Origin of the sequence: Fortiea sp. LEGE XX443 (assembly GCF_015206815.1) — a bacterium.
In the GTDB taxonomy this organism is placed as follows: Bacteria; Cyanobacteriota; Cyanobacteriia; order Cyanobacteriales; family Nostocaceae; genus Nostoc_B.
On the sequence record NZ_JADEXZ010000002.1, the window covers coordinates 51,918 to 69,144 of the forward strand.

Below are 17,227 nucleotides of genomic sequence, written 5' to 3' on the forward strand. Positions count from 1 at the left end.
ACCGATTCAGTAATCGGGTAACAAAAGAGAAATCAGCCCAGAGTCAAATAAAATAAGTGAAACGCTTACGGAAAAAACTTATAGCTATAAACAAGCTGTGAGCTATTTTTAACAAAATATCGAGGAGAGGTACAAGCCCAATTGAGTCAGTGTTTTAAGAATCAGGATATGTTAGCGTAACGTACTCCAATATATCCTCTCCAGTTGATCAGAGGCGGGTTTCAGAGCGAACAAAGTCAACATACTCACGCAGAGAGGCTTGGTTGTCAACATCAAGCACAACAAACTCAGGCAATTCATAGGGATGAAGTTCACAGAGGCGGTGTTTTAAACGCTCTACTCCTGCTGTTGAGACTTTCATCATCAATGTGACTTCTGCCTCTGAGCAGATTTTTCCTTTCCAGGAATAGATGCTTTGGACTGGATACATATTGACACAGGCTACAACATGTTCTTCTACCAGTAAACGAGCAATCCGTTCTCCATGTTCTGGCGGCAAGTTCGTTAGCGCAATCTTCATCTTTAAAAACCTTTTTTACCGGACTCAGAGCGATGATGCGGTGTGTTATGCGCTGCCTTAACGCACACCACTCAGCACTTTTAACTAATTGGCTACTTCAGCTAACTCGATAATCCGCCCTTCATAGTCCTTAACCAAAAAGTTTAGAGGCTTTTGGTTGCGAATCTTGAATTTTAAACCACGAGTTTCCACTCGCAATAAAATCATGTCTAGGCAATCGCGGTCAAAACAAACGTGACGCTGCTGATTTTTGTTGCCTAAACTGGCTCCTGTAATGACGTGTAGCTGGGTATTTTTCTTTATTTGATACCAAAGTCCTTCATTGGCATTATTCATGGTTTTGCTAGACCAGCTAGGACTTGTGGACATATACAGCGGATCAATCCCTGTTGGGCCAAGGGTTTGTTCATAGTTGTAGTAGTAATGCAAAGGCACTTCAGCGGCTGGTAAATCTAGCAATCCTTCATACAACTGTCGAGCAATTTCCAAATCGGACACCATAACTGTGTGGACTTTGGGCGCACTGGTGAGGAACATCCACATAGCGCCAGCATAAGCTGCCAGCAACATCACCATAATGCCTTGAGTAGAAAATAGACTGTCTAAAGGCAAAGAAGGCAAAAATGAGCCTAAAGTCAAGGGAGCAAGTAAAAACTGCATCACATTAGCTGCTATAACCATGAACAAATTGAAGATTGTATAAAGAAGCCGCTTTTATTTTTATTGATAAAGACTAAGATTAAGTCCTTGTTTCTAGTGTATCAATACTAAATTAGTCTGAGCTTCGGCCGCAAACAGACCCCTACTAAAATTTTACGGGTAGAATTTCACGGGTTTGACTCTGGGGCTGTTGTTATAAACATTATCTTAACAACTCTTAGCTAAAAGGCTTATGCAAATTCCTTATTTTCCCGAAACTAATCACCCCCTAGTTAAGTCTTTGTTTCATCACAATGACCAGGAACTGCTAAATCTGTTTCAGCGCTATCCTGAGGCTGGTAAGTATTTTACGGTAATTTTTTGCCGTTATAGCCCGATAGTCTACACGTTAATTCAGCATTCGGCGCGATCGCCTGTACAGGCAGATTATCTGTTTGCCCTGACTTGGCGACATATTTATTATGAACTTGGTGGACTTGATTTAGAAAACCCACAACCAAGTCAAGAAGGCTTAACTTTGCAAAATTGGCTAATTAATATCACAGCTTTTTGTATTAACGAGATTGAACTACCGCCAACAGAAGCTATTCATTACTCCCTACAAGCTACTTCACCACCTTTATGGTGCTACGTCGAAAAGGCATTAGACCAACTACCGCCAATATTACGATTGATGGTGTTGATGGCTCAAACTTTTCATTGGAGTGAAACCAGAATTGCTGCTTATTTGCAAGCGGAAGGCGAAAAAATTGCCCCTGCTGAAGTAGCCAATTTTCTCCAGGAAGGCTATCGTATGCTAGAGGACAAATTACCTTATGACATCCGCGCTATCTACTTAGGCGAAGATTTAGTCCAATCATTAGCTACGTAATAGCACTTGTTTATTTAGTAATTTTGCCGCATCAAATAAAACTTTTACTGAAACTTTATACTGAAAACCGAAATTTCACGGGTAAGTTTTATGCAGCAACGACATTTATTCCCAAAGCATACGGTTTTGGATTTTGCTAACACCTTTCGTTCCAAAAGCTATGGCTTTTGGCTTCTCAAGGGTGTAACTATCTGGCGACGTGTGGAGCAATCTCAATTTTTTACTCCTTCGGAGTTCGCCAGTCGCTCATGGGGGAAACCCCCAAGACCGCGCTGGCTCACTTTTTACTCCTTCGGAGTTCGCCAGTCGCTCATGGAGGAAACCCCCAAGACTGCGCTGGCTCACTTTTTACTTTTTACTTTTTTATTGAGTCCAATCGCCGCAAATGCTAGTGATATTACACAACAATTGCACCGTCCATTAAGTAGTGCCAATTGGCAGCAATCAAGAGATGATGCTGATAGCTTGTTGCGAATTGGTGAACAACAATATCGGTCAGGAAATGCCAATAAAACTATTAATTCCTGCTTGCAAGCTTTAGAAATTTATCACTCGATTGGCGATTTTAGAGCTAAGGGATTAACTTATGAGTTGTTAGCCAAGGCTTATATTCAACAAGAGAAATTTAAGGAAGGGGAAGATGCCTTACGCCGTCGGTTAGCGATCGCACGGGATACCAAAGATTTTCAAGCACAAATTTTCGCTTTAAATAATATAGCTGCGATTCTTCTCCAACAAGGAGAAACTGTAGCCGCAGGTCGCACAGTTCAAGAAGCATTGACAATTGCTCAAGGTGTGAAAAATATTGAAGGTCAAGGACTTTCTTTGAGCAATTTAGGTTTAGTAACTGCCAGATTAGGTGATTACAATAAAGCAATTAAACTTTATGAAACTGCTTTAACTTACCGCCGTCAAAAAGGTGATGCGACTGGTGAAGCAAATACTTTGAATAATTTAGGTGAAGCTTATTTAGCTGCTGGAAATTATCAAGATACCATCGGCACGTATGGTGCAGCAATGCGAATGGCGAAAATGAATAGCGATCGCACCAACCAATTACGTGCCATTGATGGTTTAGTTAAAGCGCACAGTTCTGTAGGACGCACTGAACGCGCTTTTGAATTACTCCAACAGCGTTTGATTATCGCTCAAGAATTACAAAATCTGCCAGAACAGTTAAAATCTTTTGAATCTTATGCTCAGTTGTATGAGCAGTTGGGTAATTATACTACTGCACGGAATTTTTACGAAAGAGCAATTGCGATCGCAAACACACTAGAATATACCAAGCAAGAACTAGTGTTGAAAGATAGATTAACTAAATTGCAGAACAAGCGAAATTAATACTGTTTTGATTAGATTTGGTAGGGTGCGTTATACCAAAGGCTAACGCACCGCTTGCCTACTTTCATTATCAAAATCCGACAAGTCATATTTATTAGATGCCTGTTTTAATGCGTCCATGATTACGTCTTCGTAAATATCTGCCATTGTCAGGGTTAGACCAACAGAATTTAAGCGCAATTTGTCATCTTTACTTAAAATTGTCAGTGACCAATTTCCTTGAGCATCTTTGCGATAAACTTCTACTTTGATTTCATCTTGGGAAATTAAAACATATTCTTGTAATGTTTCTAAATTTCGGTAGTTAACAAGTTTTTCTCGTCTATCTGTTAGTTCTGTGCTGGGTGATAGCACTTCTATAATTAAGCAAGGATAATTCAATGAAAAGCGGTCTTGGTCTTGAGAGTCGCAACTAACTATAACATCGGGATAGTAAAATATGTTTTTATTTTGATTAGCTAGTTCTATCCTCACTTTCATGTCAGCCATGAAGACGCTACAGGAACCACCTCGAAGATGAGAACGTACTCTGCTGGCAATATTTAAGGTAATTGTATTATGTTCTTTGCTACCACCGGACATGGCGAAAACTTGACCACCAAGATATTCGTGGCGAATTTCGCTGGTTTGTTCTAGCTGGAGATATTCTTCGATCGTGAAGAAAGTTATAGGAGATTGCATAGTTTTTCCCTCAACTTTTCTTAATACTGTAGGCTAGTGTTCTACCACATTAATGTAGATTATTGTTTTCTCTATTATTACCAAATCCTTATCGTAAAATTTGGTCAATCATCCGATTTGCTTGGGAACCGTAGCTGCCACCAAATAAATTGAAGTGATTCAAAATGTGATAGAGGTTATATAGTATTTTGCGATTTTCATAGCCAGCATCTAGAGGGAAAACTTCGTTATAACCTTGGTAAAAAGATGCTGGAAAACCACCAAAAAGTTCTGTCATGGCGATATCAACTTCTCTGTCACCATAATAAGTTGCTGGGTCAAAAATTACTGGTTCTCCTAACACAGTACATCCAGCATTTCCTCCCCATAAATCACCGTGTACTAAAGATGGTTGCACTTCATGTCCTAGCAATAGTTCAGGAATTGCTGTTAGTAATTCATCTTGTTTAGGAAAATTACCTCCCCGCCTTCTGGCTAACTTAAATTGATAGCCGAGGCGATGTTTGACATAAAATTCTACCCAGTCTTCTTTCCAGGTGTTGATTTGGGGAGTGGAACCAATAGTGTTATTCATCTCCCAGCCGAAACCATTTTGGTTGGTTGTTTTGTGCATTGCTGCTAACTTGCGTCCCATTTCTTCCCCAGATTTGGTGTTACCGCTGCCCATTTCTACCCACTCCAATACGATATAGCCAGAATCACCAGATGTTCCCCAACAAATAGGTTTTGGTACGCGAATGCTATTTGTGGCTAACATTTGCTTTAATCCCAGCATCTCAGCTTCAAACATGGCGACTTGCGATGCTTGGTTGAGTTTGACGAAGTATGTTATTTCAGCATTGGAAACTGCGTAACCTTGGTTAATACATCCACCACTAACAGAATGCCGTTGTTGAGTGTGGAATTTTTCGCCAGTTACCTGACTAATATGAGCATCAATTTCAGTCCAAATCATTCTGAAGTATGAAGTGTGAAGTATGAAATTACGTCAGCTATCAAAGGGATGTACAGCATAGTCAATAGCCAAATGACCATTGACCATTGACTAAAATTTACAATGGTTTCATCACAACTACACCATAAGCTTCTGGGCAGAGGTACTGATTAGCAGCTAAGAGTAAATCGTTGGCTTCTTGGGCTTGGATGTGGGCTGGGTAGTTGAAGGCTGGTTCTAAATCGCCTACTAAAGATTGATAGAAACCATATAAGCCGGCGCGATCGCTTGGGGTTTCGTTTCCAAAAATAAATCTGTTGGCGACGCGTTTACGCACACGGGCGATTTCTTTATCAGTGACTAACTCTGTTTGTAATCTGCGGATGTGTTGGGCGATCGCTTCTTCTACAACAGCTAAATTTTCCACAGCACATTTAGTGGAAATATAAAATGTACCTTGTAGTAGATTGCTCATATTACTAACTGCGATCGAAGAAACTAACCCTCTTTCTTCTCGTAAATCTCTTACCAGTCTTGATGTCCTTCCATGTCCCAAAATTCCTGCTAATACATCTAGCGCGTAAGTTTGGTGTAATTCGGCTAATCCAGGAACTCGCCACATCATCATCATTCGTGCTTGCTGTAGGCTTTCATCAACAAATTCCCGACGCACAATTTCGGTAAATGCAGATTCAGGATTAATACTTGACTGTTGACTATTAATAACGGATGGTTGGCGGTTATGAACGTGTGTAAATCCCTCAGCCACAATTTCGATTAATTTTTCCACAGGTAAATTGCCCACAGCCACAGCAGTAATTGACTGGGGTTGATACCAACTAGCGTGAAAATCTCGCATCTGTTGGGATTTTAGTTGAGATATTACCGATTCTGGCCCCAATACCGGACGGCGATAGGGTAAAACATCAAATGCTGTCTCCATAGCACGGCGAAAAGTCCGGCGGTGGGGATTATCTTCGGAACGTCTGATTTCTTCTAGAACGACACAGCGCTCACGTTCAAAGGCATCGTCAGGAATACTAGGATTAAATACTACATCAATTTGTAGTGGTGCTAGTTCAGCAAAGTCTTGAGGGGCAGTAGTTATATAGTAATGAGTATAATCTTGGCCAGTAGCTGCATTCGTAACTGCACCCCGTTCTTCAATTCGGCGTTCAAATTCGCCACTGGCCAGTCGCTCAGTTCCTTTAAAAATCATATGCTCTAAAAAGTGAGCCATGCCATTGATAGCATCCGACTCTACAGCCGAGCCAACTTTAATCCACAAGCTGAGGTTCACAACTTCCACTGGCATTTGCTCGGCGATGATTGTTAAGCCATTGGGTAACTGATGTAGCGTTGGAAAATTGAGACGAGAAGATTTCAGCAGGGTTGAGGTCATGGGCTGTAGTGAGTGAAAATATCTCTTACTCCTTTATCTTATCCGTCACCCAAAAATATCAGTAAACCAAAAAGTTTTCTCCCCTAGAGAGAAAACTAAATAACAAGTAATTTTTCATACTATTAAATACGCAAAATTCTCTCCAACAGACAAATATATATTAAGATGGCTGATATTTAAGGGATTCAAGTTCTGCCATTTGGGCGACTCCGGTAAATGATTCATATAAACAAATTGTGCCAATTATCAGGTGTGTGTGAGTCTGACAGTTGACACAATTATTCTGGAAATATTTGCTAAGTTTAACCAAAGATACCAGCAAAGAAATCAAGGGTTTCCTTCAGCGCTTTGATAAAAACATCAATTTCCGCACGGGTATTGTAGAAAGATAGACTTACCCGTGCGGTTGCTGGCAAATTTAAATAGCGGTGTAATGGTTGAGTACAGTGGTGTCCAGAACGAACGGCAACGCCTTCTTGATCTAATAATGTAGATAAATCGTTGGCGTGGACATCCCCAGATGTGAATGCAGCTAACGCGGCTCTCCCTTCTCCATTCGCATCAGGTTTGGGGCCATAAATCCGAATTTGAGGAATTTTCGCCAACTCTTGGAACAAATAAGCGGTTAATTCGGCTTCGTAGGCATGAATTTTATCCATACCAAGACTTGATAGATAGTCGATCGCAGCACCGAGAGCGATCGCTTCCCCAATGGCAGGTGTCCCGGCTTCAAATTTATGGGGTAATTCGGCATAAGTAGAATGATCTAAATACACCTCGGCAATCATTTCACCACCACCAAAAAATGGTGGCATTGCTTCTAATAATTCCAACTTGCCATATAAAAAGCCTATCCCGGTTGGCGCACACATTTTGTGTCCAGAAGCCACCAACCAATCACAGTCAATTTCTTGAACATCAACAGGCATGTGAGGGACACTTTGACAAGCATCAACCAAGAATTTCGCACCGTATCTGTGAGCAATATCAGCTATTTCTTTCACTGGATTAATACAACCCAAAGTGTTAGAAACATGGACGATTGACACCAGTTTAGTTTTGCCAGAAATCAGTTGTTTAAACTGTGACAAATCAAACGTTTGTTCTGGAGTTAGTTCAACAAATTTGAGAACTGCTCCCGTTTTTTGCGCCACAAATTGCCAAGGAACAATATTACTGTGGTGTTCCATCACCGACAAAATAATTTCGTCGCCTGGCTGTAAATTATTCATACCCCAACTGTAGGCAACTAAGTTAATTGCTTCGCTGGCGTTGCGAGTGTATACGATTTCTTGGCGAGATGCAGCATTGATAAATTTAGCAACTTTGTCTCGTGCTGCTTCATAAGCATCAGTAGCTTTTGCACTGAGGGTATGAGCGCCACGATGGACGTTAGAATTGTACTGCTCATAATAATTCCGCAGAGCATTTAAGACGAGCAACGGTTTTTGCGATGTCGCCGCATTATCGAGATAAACTAAGGGTTTACCGTTGACTTCCTGATGTAAGATTGGGAAGTCAGCGCGGACTTGATCGGCAAGGGTTTTGGTAGCTGTGAAAGTCATTGGTAATTCGTAATTCGTAATACTTCTCTACGAGAGGCTGCGCCAACGGCTACGCTCAGTACAAGTTCGTAATTCGTAATTAAAAAATTAAGAATTACTATTTATTTAGTCATTTGTTAGGGACTTAAAGCTAGTGATTGTGTTTAGCAATATGTCTCTAAGGGAAGAAACTGGAACTTTGTTGATGATTTCAGATGCGAAGGCGTTAATTAATAAATTACGTGCTGCGTTTTCATCAATTCCTCGGCTTTGCAAATAGAAGATTTCATCATCTTCTAACTGACTCACAGTTGCACCGTGAGCGCATTTCACGTTATCGGCGGTAATTTCTAATTGGGGTTTGGTATCAACTCGCGCCTTTGACGATAGCAATAAATTGCGATTTAACTGCGCTGCATCAGTTAACTGTGCTGGTTTAGGTACAAAAACTTTACCATTGAATACTGCATGAGCGCGATCGCCAACAATACATTTGTGCAATTGTTCACATTTACCATAAGGATGATTCAAAGCGATCGCGCTATGGGTATCCGCTACCTGCTTTCCTGCTATCATCGTCAAACCGTTGAGTGTAGTTTCAGTTTGCTCACCAGTTTGCAAAATCTCTAAATTGTGCCGCGATAGCTTTGCACCTAAACTAAAAGCATTACAGGTATAGCGACTATAACGAGCTTGGTTAACCGCAGTCTTCCCAATATAAAACGCCCCTGCGCCCTCTCGCTCAACCCTAGTATGATTTACCGCAGCATTCTCACCAACCCAAACCTCCGTCACCGCATTAGTAAAATAACTCTTACCCTCTGCGCTCTCTGCGTCTCCGTGGTTCGTATATTCCTCCACCAAAGTCACCTGCGAACCAGTTTCCGCCACCACCAAACAACGCGGCTGCGAAATCGTCGCCACCTCACCAGTAACCGAAATAAACAGCAGATGAATAGGAGTCTCAACTACAACATTTTTCTCCACCCATACAACTGCTGCATCAGTCAACCCAGCCGTATTTAGCGCCGTAAATACTTCCAAAGCTCCCTCAGATTGAGCCAGATATTTGTTGAGGCGATCGCGTTCAGCTAAAGGTAAAGCAGTTAAATTACCAACTACAATACCATCTAGTAAGTTTGCAGCAGATAACTCTGGCGCATAAACACCATTCACAAATACCAACCGATTATCTAGAGACATTACATTGAACGCCTCTACATTATTAAATGGCTGTGCTTTCTGGAATTCCACCCGCCGTAGCTCTGACAAATCAGTAAATCGCCATTCTTCCTCACGAGTGGTGGGAATAGCCGAGTGACGTACCCAATTTGCAGCTTGTTGGCGTAATTCCTCTAACCCATCGTCTTGAGATAACGTTACTTGATTTAACAACTCAGTTAGATAAGCATCCCTATCCAAAAAAGAAGACACCAAACTGGCTGCATTCGAGTTAGGAACAGCACTAGGAGAAACTTGAATAGACATTACACACCCACCTCAACAGCCGCAGTTTCTTCTAAAATCCAGTCATAACCACGAGACTCCAATTCCAGCGCCAGTTCCTTACCGCCACTTGTGAGAATTTGTCCTCGTGCCATCACATGCACAAAATCAGGCACAATATAATTCAGTAACCGTTGGTAGTGAGTAATCATAATCGTCGCATTTTCAGGATTGGTAAGTTGATTAACCCCATTTGCGACAATTTTCAGCGCATCAATATCCAAACCAGAATCCGTCTCATCCAGGATTGCCAACTTCGGCTCTAAAAGAGCCATTTGCAGAATTTCATTCCGCTTTTTCTCACCACCAGAAAACCCTTCATTCACGCTTCGACTGAGGAAAGCTGCATCCATCTTTACAACTTCCAGCTTTTCCTCAATCAAATCATCAAAATCAAACGCATCGACTTCTTCCAAACCCTGCGCCTTGCGACGAGAATTGTAAGCCACCCGCAAGAAATCCAAATTACTCACACCCGGAATTTCTAACGGATACTGAAACGCCAAAAACACACCACTTCTAGCCCGTTCTTCTGGCTCCATTTCCAGCAAATTTTGTCCTTGGAAAATCACCTCACCACCAGTCACCGTATACGCCGGATGTCCTGACAGCACCTTAGAAAAAGTACTCTTACCAGAACCATTCGGCCCCATAATCGCATGAATCTCGCCAGCGCGAACCTCCAAATTCACACCCTTCAAAATCGGCGTACCACCAACTTCAGCCGTCAAATCTCTCACCGACAGCACAACTGCACTATTTTCAATAATCATGTTCTCTCTCTTCTCTCTCTTCTTTGCGTACTTTGCGCCCTTTGCGGTTCGTTATCCTAACCCACGCTACCTTCCAATTTCAGACTCAACAACTTATCAGCCTCCACCGCAAATTCCATTGGTAGCTGATTAAACACATCCTTGCAGAAGCCGCTAATCATCATTGAAATGGCATCTTCTGAAGAAATGCCGCGTTGAGCAAAGAAGAATAGCTGATCTTCCCCAATTTTGGAAGTTGAAGCTTCATGTTCAACTTTTGCAGCATTATTTTGGACTTGAATATAAGGGAAAGTATTGGCGTGAGCATTATCCCCAATTAACATAGAGTCGCACTGAGAATAATTTCTAGCGCCTTCAGCCTTCGGGTTGACTTTCACTAAACCCCGGTAGCTGTTACTAGAATTACCTGCGGAGATTCCTTTAGAAATAATTGTGCTGCGAGTATTTTTGCCGATATGAATCATCTTTGTCCCGGTGTCGGCTTGCTGCATGTGATTTGTCAACGCCACCGAGTAGAATTCACCCACAGAGTTATCACCCACCAACACGCAGCTAGGATACTTCCAAGTAATTGCTGAACCAGTTTCTACTTGAGTCCAGGAAATTTTGGAATTTACACCTTGGCACAAACCGCGCTTGGTAACGAAATTATAAATACCGCCTTTACCGTTAGCATCGCCTGCGTACCAGTTCTGAACGGTGGAGTATTTAATTTCGGCATTATCTAACGCCACAAGTTCCACAACCGCGGCGTGGAGTTGGTTGCTGTCGTACATCGGCGCAGTACAACCTTCTAGGTAGGAAACATAACTACCTTCTTCAGCGACAATCAAAGTTCGTTCAAATTGTCCCGTATCGCCAGAGTTGATGCGGAAGTAGGTAGACAGTTCCATTGGGCATTTCACGCCTTTGGGAATGTAGACAAAGGAACCATCGCTAAAAACAGCAGCGTTCAAAGCAGCAAAGTAGTTGTCAGCAATAGGAACAACGCTACCCAGATATTTTTTGATTAATTCTGGGTGTTCCCGCAACGCTTCGGAAATGGAACAGAATATCACGCCGTCTTCAGCGAGTTTTTCTTTGAAGGTAGTAGCGACAGAAACGCTATCAAAAATCGCATCCACCGCGACATTTGCCAGTCGCTTTTGTTCAGAAAGTGAAATACCAAGCTTCTCAAAGGTTTCAAGGAGTGTCGGATCTACTTCGTCTAAGCTGTTGAGTTTTTCTTTCTTTTGCTTCGGCGCAGAGTAATAGATGATATTCTGATAGTCTATTGGCGGATATTTGACACTAGGCCAAGTTGGTTCCGTCATTTTTTGCCACTGGCGATAGGCTCTCAAACGAAACTCCAGCATGAATTCCGGCTCATTCTTTTTTGCGGAAATCAGGCGGATCACGTCTTCACTTAGTCCACGCGGGATTGTGTCAGCTTCGATATCGGTGACGAAGCCGTACTTATAAGGTTGGTTGACTAGGGATTTGACAGTGGCACTCATCGTTATTAGTCTCTCGTGTTCCGAAATAGGATCTCTTCTAAGGATGGAGACGGGCTGGTTTCTTGCCGATGCCGGCCTCTTGCTACCGAGTAGTTCACACGGCTGTTAGAATGGGGATGGAGAATAAAACAACAATTATGTTGTTTAATGTATCTTCATTTTACGCTAAATTAACAACAACAATGTTGTTAAAGTCAAATTTTCAAAAAAAATTTTAGGACTAAGATGGCGACTACCCACCAGTCCTCAACGAAGCAAGAGATCCTTGAATATCTGCTGAAACACTCACAAGCAACGGCTTTTGAGCTTTCTGAAATTTTAAATGTCAGCCCCCAAGCGATTCGTCGTCATCTCAAGGATTTGGAGGCGGAAGAATTAATTTTCTATTCCTCAACTGCACAGGCGGGAATGGGGCGACCGCAGCACATTTATCAACTGAGTCGTCAGGGGCGCGATCGCCTGCATCGGAGCGATCGCTTTGGTGATAGTTATGGCGAATTTGCAGTTTCTCTGCTGGATACCTTGGCAGAAACTGTCGGTCACGACAAAGTGAAATCGATATTACAAAAACAATGGGAACGCAAAGCCCAAGAATACCGCGATCGCGTGGGTAACGGTTCCTTAAAACAACGGGTGGAAAATTTAGTCGAGTTGCGAAAAGCGGAAGGATTCATGGCAGAATATCATTCTGTAGAAGCAGATGAGGAGAATTCTGCGAAGATATTAGGCGATCGCTTTATCTTAGTAGAACATCACTGCGCGATTTCCAACGTTGCCGAATCTTTCCCTAGTATTTGCGGCCATGAATTGGAAATGTTTGCAGCTGTACTACCAGACTGTACCGTAGAACGCACTCACTGGATTATCAACGGTGAACATCGCTGTGGCTATTTAGTTCAAGCTCGCAAGCAAGAGCGAAATTAATTTCAAAAGGCTTAATTTATCGTAGACGCGCAAGCGGCTTGCCGCAGGCTACCACAGAGGCGCAGAGTACACGGAGGAATGAGAGTTTCAGAGAGTCGTTGCGTAAGCCCTAGTATTGATGGCTAGGATAATTTCATACTTCATACTTCACACTTCACACTTTCTATGGATTTACCATCACAGCAGCCATCAACACAGTTTTTAACCTTAGAAGAATCAGCAAAAGTTGATGCTGCTTTACTGACTTCTTCAGAAAAATTCTTAACAAGATTGACTATTTCGTCACATAAACTCTTGAAGCATATAGCTCAAGAGTACAATGTCACCCTTGAACAATTGACAACACAACAAATCATTAATTGGTTTGAAGAAGATAGTAAGATTAGGCATGAACAGGGAATTGAAGCTTCTTTTTTGAAGTGGTAGCTGAAAATTCATAATCTGAACATCCTCTCAAAGTCAGTTTGCACAAACATTATGTCTAAACTTTTTGCTGTTGTCGTTGCCACAGTTCCAAAGTACTACGACTACAAAAAGGTTCACCCAGAACATGACCAAAATCAATTGGCTTGGTTTCGTGAGCAACAAGAGAAAGGAACACTACTGTGCTGCGGCCCGTTTTTTCCCCATGATGGAACGGGACTTTGGGTGATTCAGGCAGAAAATATTGAAGAGGCTCAAGCTATTGTCAACAGTAGCCCACGTGCGCGAGATGGGATGTTAGCTGACTCTGCTAGGGTTGTAGAGTGGGAAGTGCATATTGGGCGCGATCGTTATATGTAGTCCATAAACCTTCTCAAAAAGATTAATAAAACAGCATAAACACTAACTTTCGTCAAAAAAAGCACCTTTTTTAGGGTGCTTTTCAAATTTATGATTGAGTTGTTCAAGACATATTTCAGGAATGATAGCCATTTGTCCGAGGGCTACGAACTCCTACCACAGCACCTATAAGAGCAGCCGCTAAACTCAACAAAGAACCAAAGACAAACCACCACAAAGTTCTAGAAGTTGCTGCTGCAATTTCGCGGGCTTGTTCGGCAGTTACATTAGGTATATTTTGGGGTATGGCTGCGCCGCCAGGCTGTTGTGCTTGGTTGATAACTTCTCCTGCGTTAGATGCAGCAATGCCAAAAGCACCCCATACCCCACTAGCCAAAAACCAAGAGCTAAGTGCTAAAGTCGTAGCCCACAGAATTGCACCGTTGAGAAGTGCTGTGTTGCGGTTCATCGGCCCACAAGCGCGGCTAGTAATCCAGCCGCCAACAAACAAGGAAAGCAGCAAAGCAATTGTTGACCAAACGCTGACATTACTAGCAACACCAGGAGCAATGCTTCTGGGAGCCAATGAATCGGCAACTCTACCTGCACCAATTGCAGCAAAAAAGGAACTCAATATTAATTGAGTTGCTAAGGCAACTAGCACACCGGAAATGATTGGGCCCCAACGAACACGATCATGATACTCAGCCAATCTAGTTGTTACCGTTGGCTCCGGAGCAATATCATCACCGACACGATTTACGTATGACATAGTTTATTTTCTCCCTTGTTAATTCTGTAAACTTTTTCTCAGTTATATTCATGCTTACGCTGTCAGTATTCAGTGGTTAGAACTCAGAATTTATCAGGGTTTTTGCGTCATTACTGTATTCCTTCACTATTCTGTTTCTGATGTTCTAACTCGTGAAATTTTACCTTACGTTTAAATTTAAATGGCTAGTTATGTACTCTAATATCTATCAACAGTGAGAGTTATTTTATCTATCGCAAGTAAGAATAAATTTAATTATTATGATTGTTAATTTTGTTTATGTATGATTTATTTTTTTAAACTTTTGCTTTTTAGGTGTTAATTTACTAAAAATTATGTCTAATTTATCCTCTATTTAAGAGACAGAAATATAGATGAAATATGAGTAATGGCTAATAGGTAATTATGCAGTATTTGTCACCTGTTAGTCATTACCAAAATACTGAGAACACAGTTATGAAAAGAAAATATTAACGCATTTTTACCGCTGTTCCCGTAGCAGTAATCAGCATCAAAACTCCAGACTGGTCAACATTGATTGTACCCGTATCGATTTCAATACCGATGACGGCGTTTGCGCCTAAACGCTGTGCGCGTTGTTCTAATTCTGTTAATGCTTTTCTTTGGCCTTCTTCAAATAAACGTTCATAGCTACCGGTGCGTCCGCCAATAACATCTCGAATGCCAGCAAAAAAATCTCGTAAAAAATTGCTACCATAGACAACTTCCGCAGTTACAATACCTAAATATGAATCAATCACTGCACCTTGAATCACATCGGTTGTAGTTAAAATCATAAATTAACCTCACAGGTGAACAGGTTAGAAAATTACGCTTGAGATTATTGTGAATGGAGTCATACTTAAAATAATACTTTGTGCTTGCAATAAAAGAGAGAAATTTGATACAGAAGCTGAAGATTTCTCGATGTTAATATTATGCAAAATGTTATGTTTATTCCAGAATAGTTAAAGTGATGTGATATTAAATAGTAATCAGCATAAATCAGAAATACTGATCAAAAAGACTTAAGAGGATGTTTGAAAAGTCTGTAGTAGTGTATCAAATATTTGTTTACCCCACCCTAACCCTCACTCCACTTTGCTCAAGTCGGGAAACCCACCCACGCAAGTGGCGTGATTAAAGGGGGTAAAAATGTGATGAAAATTACAGCAAATCACTTTTAAAACAACCTCTAAGTATGCTACTGATAACCCTCAGGTTGAAATGTGGCGTATACTGAAGATTTAATATTTGTGAGTTGATTATTCAGTGGAAACTCTAGTAACTTTGTGTCATCTATAGCCTTTCAGTTTACAAAATATTAATATTTTGTAAACCAGAATAAATACAGTTTTCAAAAATGCAGATTTTTGTTTTAATGTACAAGAAAAAAGTCCACTAAAAATTCAGGAAATTTACTGTGTACAAACGCATATCACTTATAGTTGGTGTTCTGTTATTAGGATGTAGTGTTGCTGCTATTCCTTCAATCGCTCAGGCTCAGGTATTTGTCGCGCAAGCAAAAAACCCCGAATTAAAGGAATTGTTTGAAGAAGGTCGCAGACAAGTTGATGCTGGCGATTACGATGGAGCGATCGCTACCTATCAAAGAGCTGCGTCCCTTGACCCCAAGAATGCTAAAGTCCATTCTGGAATGGGTTATTTGTACGCCCAACAGGGAAATTACCAAGCCGCACTAGTCGCGTATCGTCGGGCGCTGGGTCTTGATCCCAACAACAGTGATTTTTTTTATGCTGTGGGTTATATCAAAGGTAACCTGGGAGACACTAAAGGTTCGAGAGATGCTTATCGTCGTGCTATTCAGCTAAACCGCAGTAATATTAATGCCTATTTGGGATTGGGAGTCACTCAAGCCCGTTTAGGAGATTATGAAGCGGCTAATTGGGCATACGAACAAGCTATTGGTATAGATCGAAACAATGGACAAATATATGAGTTTATGGCTTCGATGTTTAAACAGCGTCGCCAGACAAAGCAAGCAAATACCTTGCTGCAAAAAGCTCTTAGCTTGTACCAAAGACAGAATAATGCAGATGGGGTTGACAGAGTAGAAGCAATGCTGCGAGATTTAGGAAGCTAATATTAATCTAGCTGTCGTCCAGTTAGTTCTACAAAGATATCTTCCAAATTGGAGGAACGCACCATCATTCCGGTTTTATCAGGTTGTTGATTCAGATAGATTTTTGCTTCTTCTAGAGAAGGGAAAAATAAATATTCCCAGCGTCGGGCGCTGTCATTCCCTGCCTCGGTGACACCCAATTGTTTCATCACCAAACCTTCGCCGTGAGCAGAACGCAACTGTTGGAGCGTTCCTAAAGATATAAGTTTACCACTATCCATAATACCGATGCGTCCTGGCTGAGTAGCTTCAAAGGCTCCACACAAATACTCGACCTCATCCATGTAGTGAGTTGTCAGTAATATTGTCATCCCTTGCTTATTGAGTTCCCGAATCATCTCCCAAAGCCGCCTGCGAGTTTGGGGGTCTAGTCCGACAGTTGGTTCATCCAAAAATAAAATTTGCGGTCGGTGTAGCAAAGCCCTGGCTATCTGTAACCGTCGTTTCATCCCACCAGACAAAGTTTTTACCAAATCATCTTTTCTATTTGCTAGTTCCACATACTCTAACCACTGATTAATCAGTCGTTGTCGCTGTGGGTTGGCTATGTGATGTAGCCGCCCATGCAGTTCCATATTTTCCCAGACGCTTAAATCACCGTCTACACTAGTTTGCTGCAATACAACACCAATGCTCTGCTTTGCTTGTATTGCTTGGTTCACCACATCATACCCAGCGACCTGTATATGTCCTTGAGATGGTTTTGTTAGTGTAGTTAGCATCCGAATTGTGGTGGATTTACCTGCACCATTGGGGCCAAGCAGAGCAAAAATTTCTCCTGGTGCGATCGCAAATGATAAATCGTTAACCACGGGGATATTACTGTAAAACTTGGATACATTCTCTAACAAAACAGCAGCGGTCATAGATAGCTTACTTATACTCAGTTCATCAC

The 17,227-nt window shown here is 41.6% G+C and carries 18 protein-coding genes; 6 read left to right on the forward strand and 12 right to left on the reverse strand.

What is annotated here, in order from left to right; genetic code table 11:
• Positions 1-208 precede the first annotated feature (208 nt).
• Complete coding sequence (cutA, locus tag IQ259_RS01270; RefSeq protein ID WP_193879668.1) at positions 209-520, reverse strand: divalent-cation tolerance protein CutA; 312 nt, start codon at positions 518-520, stop codon at positions 209-211.
• Between the two features lie 84 nt (positions 521-604).
• Positions 605-1,201 (reverse strand): glyoxalase-like domain protein, encoded by a 597-nt coding sequence (locus IQ259_RS01275; protein ID WP_193879671.1) that lies wholly within the window; start codon positions 1,199-1,201, stop codon positions 605-607.
• 211 nt (positions 1,202-1,412) lie between these two features.
• Between IQ259_RS01275 and IQ259_RS01280 the strand changes: the two genes are divergently transcribed.
• Positions 1,413-2,051, forward strand: coding sequence for a sigma-70 family RNA polymerase sigma factor (locus IQ259_RS01280; protein ID WP_193879674.1), 639 nt, complete (start codon positions 1,413-1,415; stop codon positions 2,049-2,051).
• Between the two features lie 312 nt (positions 2,052-2,363).
• Positions 2,364-3,395, forward strand: coding sequence for a tetratricopeptide repeat protein (locus tag IQ259_RS01285; protein WP_193880093.1), 1,032 nt, complete (start codon positions 2,364-2,366; stop codon positions 3,393-3,395).
• A gap of 42 nt (positions 3,396-3,437) precedes the next feature.
• Here the strand turns inward: IQ259_RS01285 and IQ259_RS01290 are convergent, their stop codons facing one another.
• From IQ259_RS01290 to sufB, 7 genes are all read right to left on the reverse strand, one after another.
• Positions 3,438-4,076: a Uma2 family endonuclease gene (locus IQ259_RS01290; RefSeq protein WP_193879678.1), complete on the reverse strand. Its 639-nt coding sequence runs from the start codon at positions 4,074-4,076 to the stop codon at positions 3,438-3,440.
• A gap of 88 nt (positions 4,077-4,164) precedes the next feature.
• The gene (locus IQ259_RS01295; protein WP_193880097.1) at positions 4,165-5,028 is read right to left on the reverse strand and encodes a fructosamine kinase family protein; all 864 of its coding nucleotides are present in this window, start codon (positions 5,026-5,028) and stop codon (positions 4,165-4,167) included.
• A 100-nt stretch (positions 5,029-5,128) separates the two neighbouring features.
• Positions 5,129-6,412, reverse strand: coding sequence for a pitrilysin family protein (locus IQ259_RS01300; RefSeq protein ID WP_193879681.1), 1,284 nt, complete (start codon positions 6,410-6,412; stop codon positions 5,129-5,131).
• Positions 6,413-6,714: 302 nt separating this feature from the next.
• A complete protein-coding gene (locus IQ259_RS01305) occupies positions 6,715-7,977 on the reverse strand; it encodes a cysteine desulfurase (RefSeq protein ID WP_193879684.1) in 1,263 nt (420 codons plus the stop codon).
• Between the two features lie 105 nt (positions 7,978-8,082).
• A complete protein-coding gene (sufD, locus tag IQ259_RS01310; protein ID WP_193879687.1) occupies positions 8,083-9,444 on the reverse strand; it encodes a Fe-S cluster assembly protein SufD in 1,362 nt (453 codons plus the stop codon).
• Complete coding sequence (gene sufC / locus IQ259_RS01315; protein WP_193879690.1) at positions 9,444-10,235, reverse strand: Fe-S cluster assembly ATPase SufC; 792 nt, start codon at positions 10,233-10,235, stop codon at positions 9,444-9,446. The genes sufD and sufC overlap by 1 nt, the downstream gene beginning before the upstream one ends.
• Positions 10,236-10,291: 56 nt before the next feature.
• On the reverse strand, positions 10,292-11,731 hold the full coding sequence (sufB, locus tag IQ259_RS01320; protein WP_193879693.1) for a Fe-S cluster assembly protein SufB: 1,440 nt from the start codon (positions 11,729-11,731) through the stop codon (positions 10,292-10,294).
• A 225-nt stretch (positions 11,732-11,956) separates the two neighbouring features.
• On the opposite strand from sufB, the gene sufR reads away from it, so the two are divergent.
• The 3 genes from sufR (at position 11,957) to IQ259_RS01335 (ending at position 13,438) form a co-directional block, all read left to right on the forward strand.
• The gene (sufR, locus tag IQ259_RS01325) at positions 11,957-12,655 is read left to right on the forward strand and encodes an iron-sulfur cluster biosynthesis transcriptional regulator SufR (protein WP_193879694.1); all 699 of its coding nucleotides are present in this window, start codon (positions 11,957-11,959) and stop codon (positions 12,653-12,655) included.
• 165 nt (positions 12,656-12,820) lie between these two features.
• Positions 12,821-13,081 (forward strand): hypothetical protein, encoded by a 261-nt coding sequence (locus IQ259_RS01330; protein ID WP_193879696.1) that lies wholly within the window; start codon positions 12,821-12,823, stop codon positions 13,079-13,081.
• A gap of 51 nt (positions 13,082-13,132) precedes the next feature.
• Positions 13,133-13,438 carry a YciI family protein gene (locus tag IQ259_RS01335; protein ID WP_193879698.1) on the forward strand — a complete coding sequence of 102 codons (306 nt, stop codon included), beginning with the start codon at positions 13,133-13,135 and terminating at the stop codon, positions 13,436-13,438.
• Between the two features lie 115 nt (positions 13,439-13,553).
• On the opposite strand, the gene IQ259_RS01340 is transcribed toward IQ259_RS01335, so the two are convergent.
• Together IQ259_RS01340 and IQ259_RS01345 are read right to left on the reverse strand one after the other, a co-directional pair.
• Entirely contained in the window at positions 13,554-14,189 is a 636-nt protein-coding gene (locus IQ259_RS01340; RefSeq protein WP_193879700.1) for a hypothetical protein, read from the reverse strand.
• 470 nt (positions 14,190-14,659) lie between these two features.
• Positions 14,660-14,986 (reverse strand): YbjQ family protein, encoded by a 327-nt coding sequence (locus IQ259_RS01345; protein ID WP_193879702.1) that lies wholly within the window; start codon positions 14,984-14,986, stop codon positions 14,660-14,662.
• A gap of 626 nt (positions 14,987-15,612) precedes the next feature.
• Here IQ259_RS01345 and IQ259_RS01350 point away from each other — a divergent pair.
• Positions 15,613-16,293: a tetratricopeptide repeat protein gene (locus IQ259_RS01350; RefSeq protein ID WP_193879704.1), complete on the forward strand. Its 681-nt coding sequence runs from the start codon at positions 15,613-15,615 to the stop codon at positions 16,291-16,293.
• A 2-nt stretch (positions 16,294-16,295) separates the two neighbouring features.
• Here IQ259_RS01350 and IQ259_RS01355 read toward each other — a convergent pair whose 3' ends face one another.
• Positions 16,296-17,198 (reverse strand): ABC transporter ATP-binding protein, encoded by a 903-nt coding sequence (locus tag IQ259_RS01355; protein ID WP_193879706.1) that lies wholly within the window; start codon positions 17,196-17,198, stop codon positions 16,296-16,298.
• Between the last annotated feature and the right edge of the window lie 29 nt (positions 17,199-17,227).

Coding starts and splice junctions, on each gene's coding strand:
- cutA (WP_193879668.1), bottom strand. CDS start 520: ATGAAGATTGCGCTAACGAACTTGCCGCCAGAACATGGAGAACGGATT.
- IQ259_RS01275 (WP_193879671.1), bottom strand. CDS start 1,201: ATGGTTATAGCAGCTAATGTGATGCAGTTTTTACTTGCTCCCTTGACT.
- IQ259_RS01280 (WP_193879674.1), top strand. CDS start 1,413: ATGCAAATTCCTTATTTTCCCGAAACTAATCACCCCCTAGTTAAGTCT.
- IQ259_RS01285 (WP_193880093.1), top strand. CDS start 2,364: ATGGAGGAAACCCCCAAGACTGCGCTGGCTCACTTTTTACTTTTTACT.
- IQ259_RS01290 (WP_193879678.1), bottom strand. CDS start 4,076: ATGCAATCTCCTATAACTTTCTTCACGATCGAAGAATATCTCCAGCTA.
- IQ259_RS01300 (WP_193879681.1), bottom strand. CDS start 6,412: ATGACCTCAACCCTGCTGAAATCTTCTCGTCTCAATTTTCCAACGCTA.
- IQ259_RS01305 (WP_193879684.1), bottom strand. CDS start 7,977: ATGACTTTCACAGCTACCAAAACCCTTGCCGATCAAGTCCGCGCTGAC.
- sufD (WP_193879687.1), bottom strand. CDS start 9,444: ATGTCTATTCAAGTTTCTCCTAGTGCTGTTCCTAACTCGAATGCAGCC.
- sufC (WP_193879690.1), bottom strand. CDS start 10,235: ATGATTATTGAAAATAGTGCAGTTGTGCTGTCGGTGAGAGATTTGACG.
- sufB (WP_193879693.1), bottom strand. CDS start 11,731: ATGAGTGCCACTGTCAAATCCCTAGTCAACCAACCTTATAAGTACGGC.
- sufR (WP_193879694.1), top strand. CDS start 11,957: ATGGCGACTACCCACCAGTCCTCAACGAAGCAAGAGATCCTTGAATAT.
- IQ259_RS01330 (WP_193879696.1), top strand. CDS start 12,821: ATGGATTTACCATCACAGCAGCCATCAACACAGTTTTTAACCTTAGAA.
- IQ259_RS01335 (WP_193879698.1), top strand. CDS start 13,133: ATGTCTAAACTTTTTGCTGTTGTCGTTGCCACAGTTCCAAAGTACTAC.
- IQ259_RS01340 (WP_193879700.1), bottom strand. CDS start 14,189: ATGTCATACGTAAATCGTGTCGGTGATGATATTGCTCCGGAGCCAACG.
- IQ259_RS01345 (WP_193879702.1), bottom strand. CDS start 14,986: ATGATTTTAACTACAACCGATGTGATTCAAGGTGCAGTGATTGATTCA.
- IQ259_RS01355 (WP_193879706.1), bottom strand. CDS start 17,198: ATGACCGCTGCTGTTTTGTTAGAGAATGTATCCAAGTTTTACAGTAAT.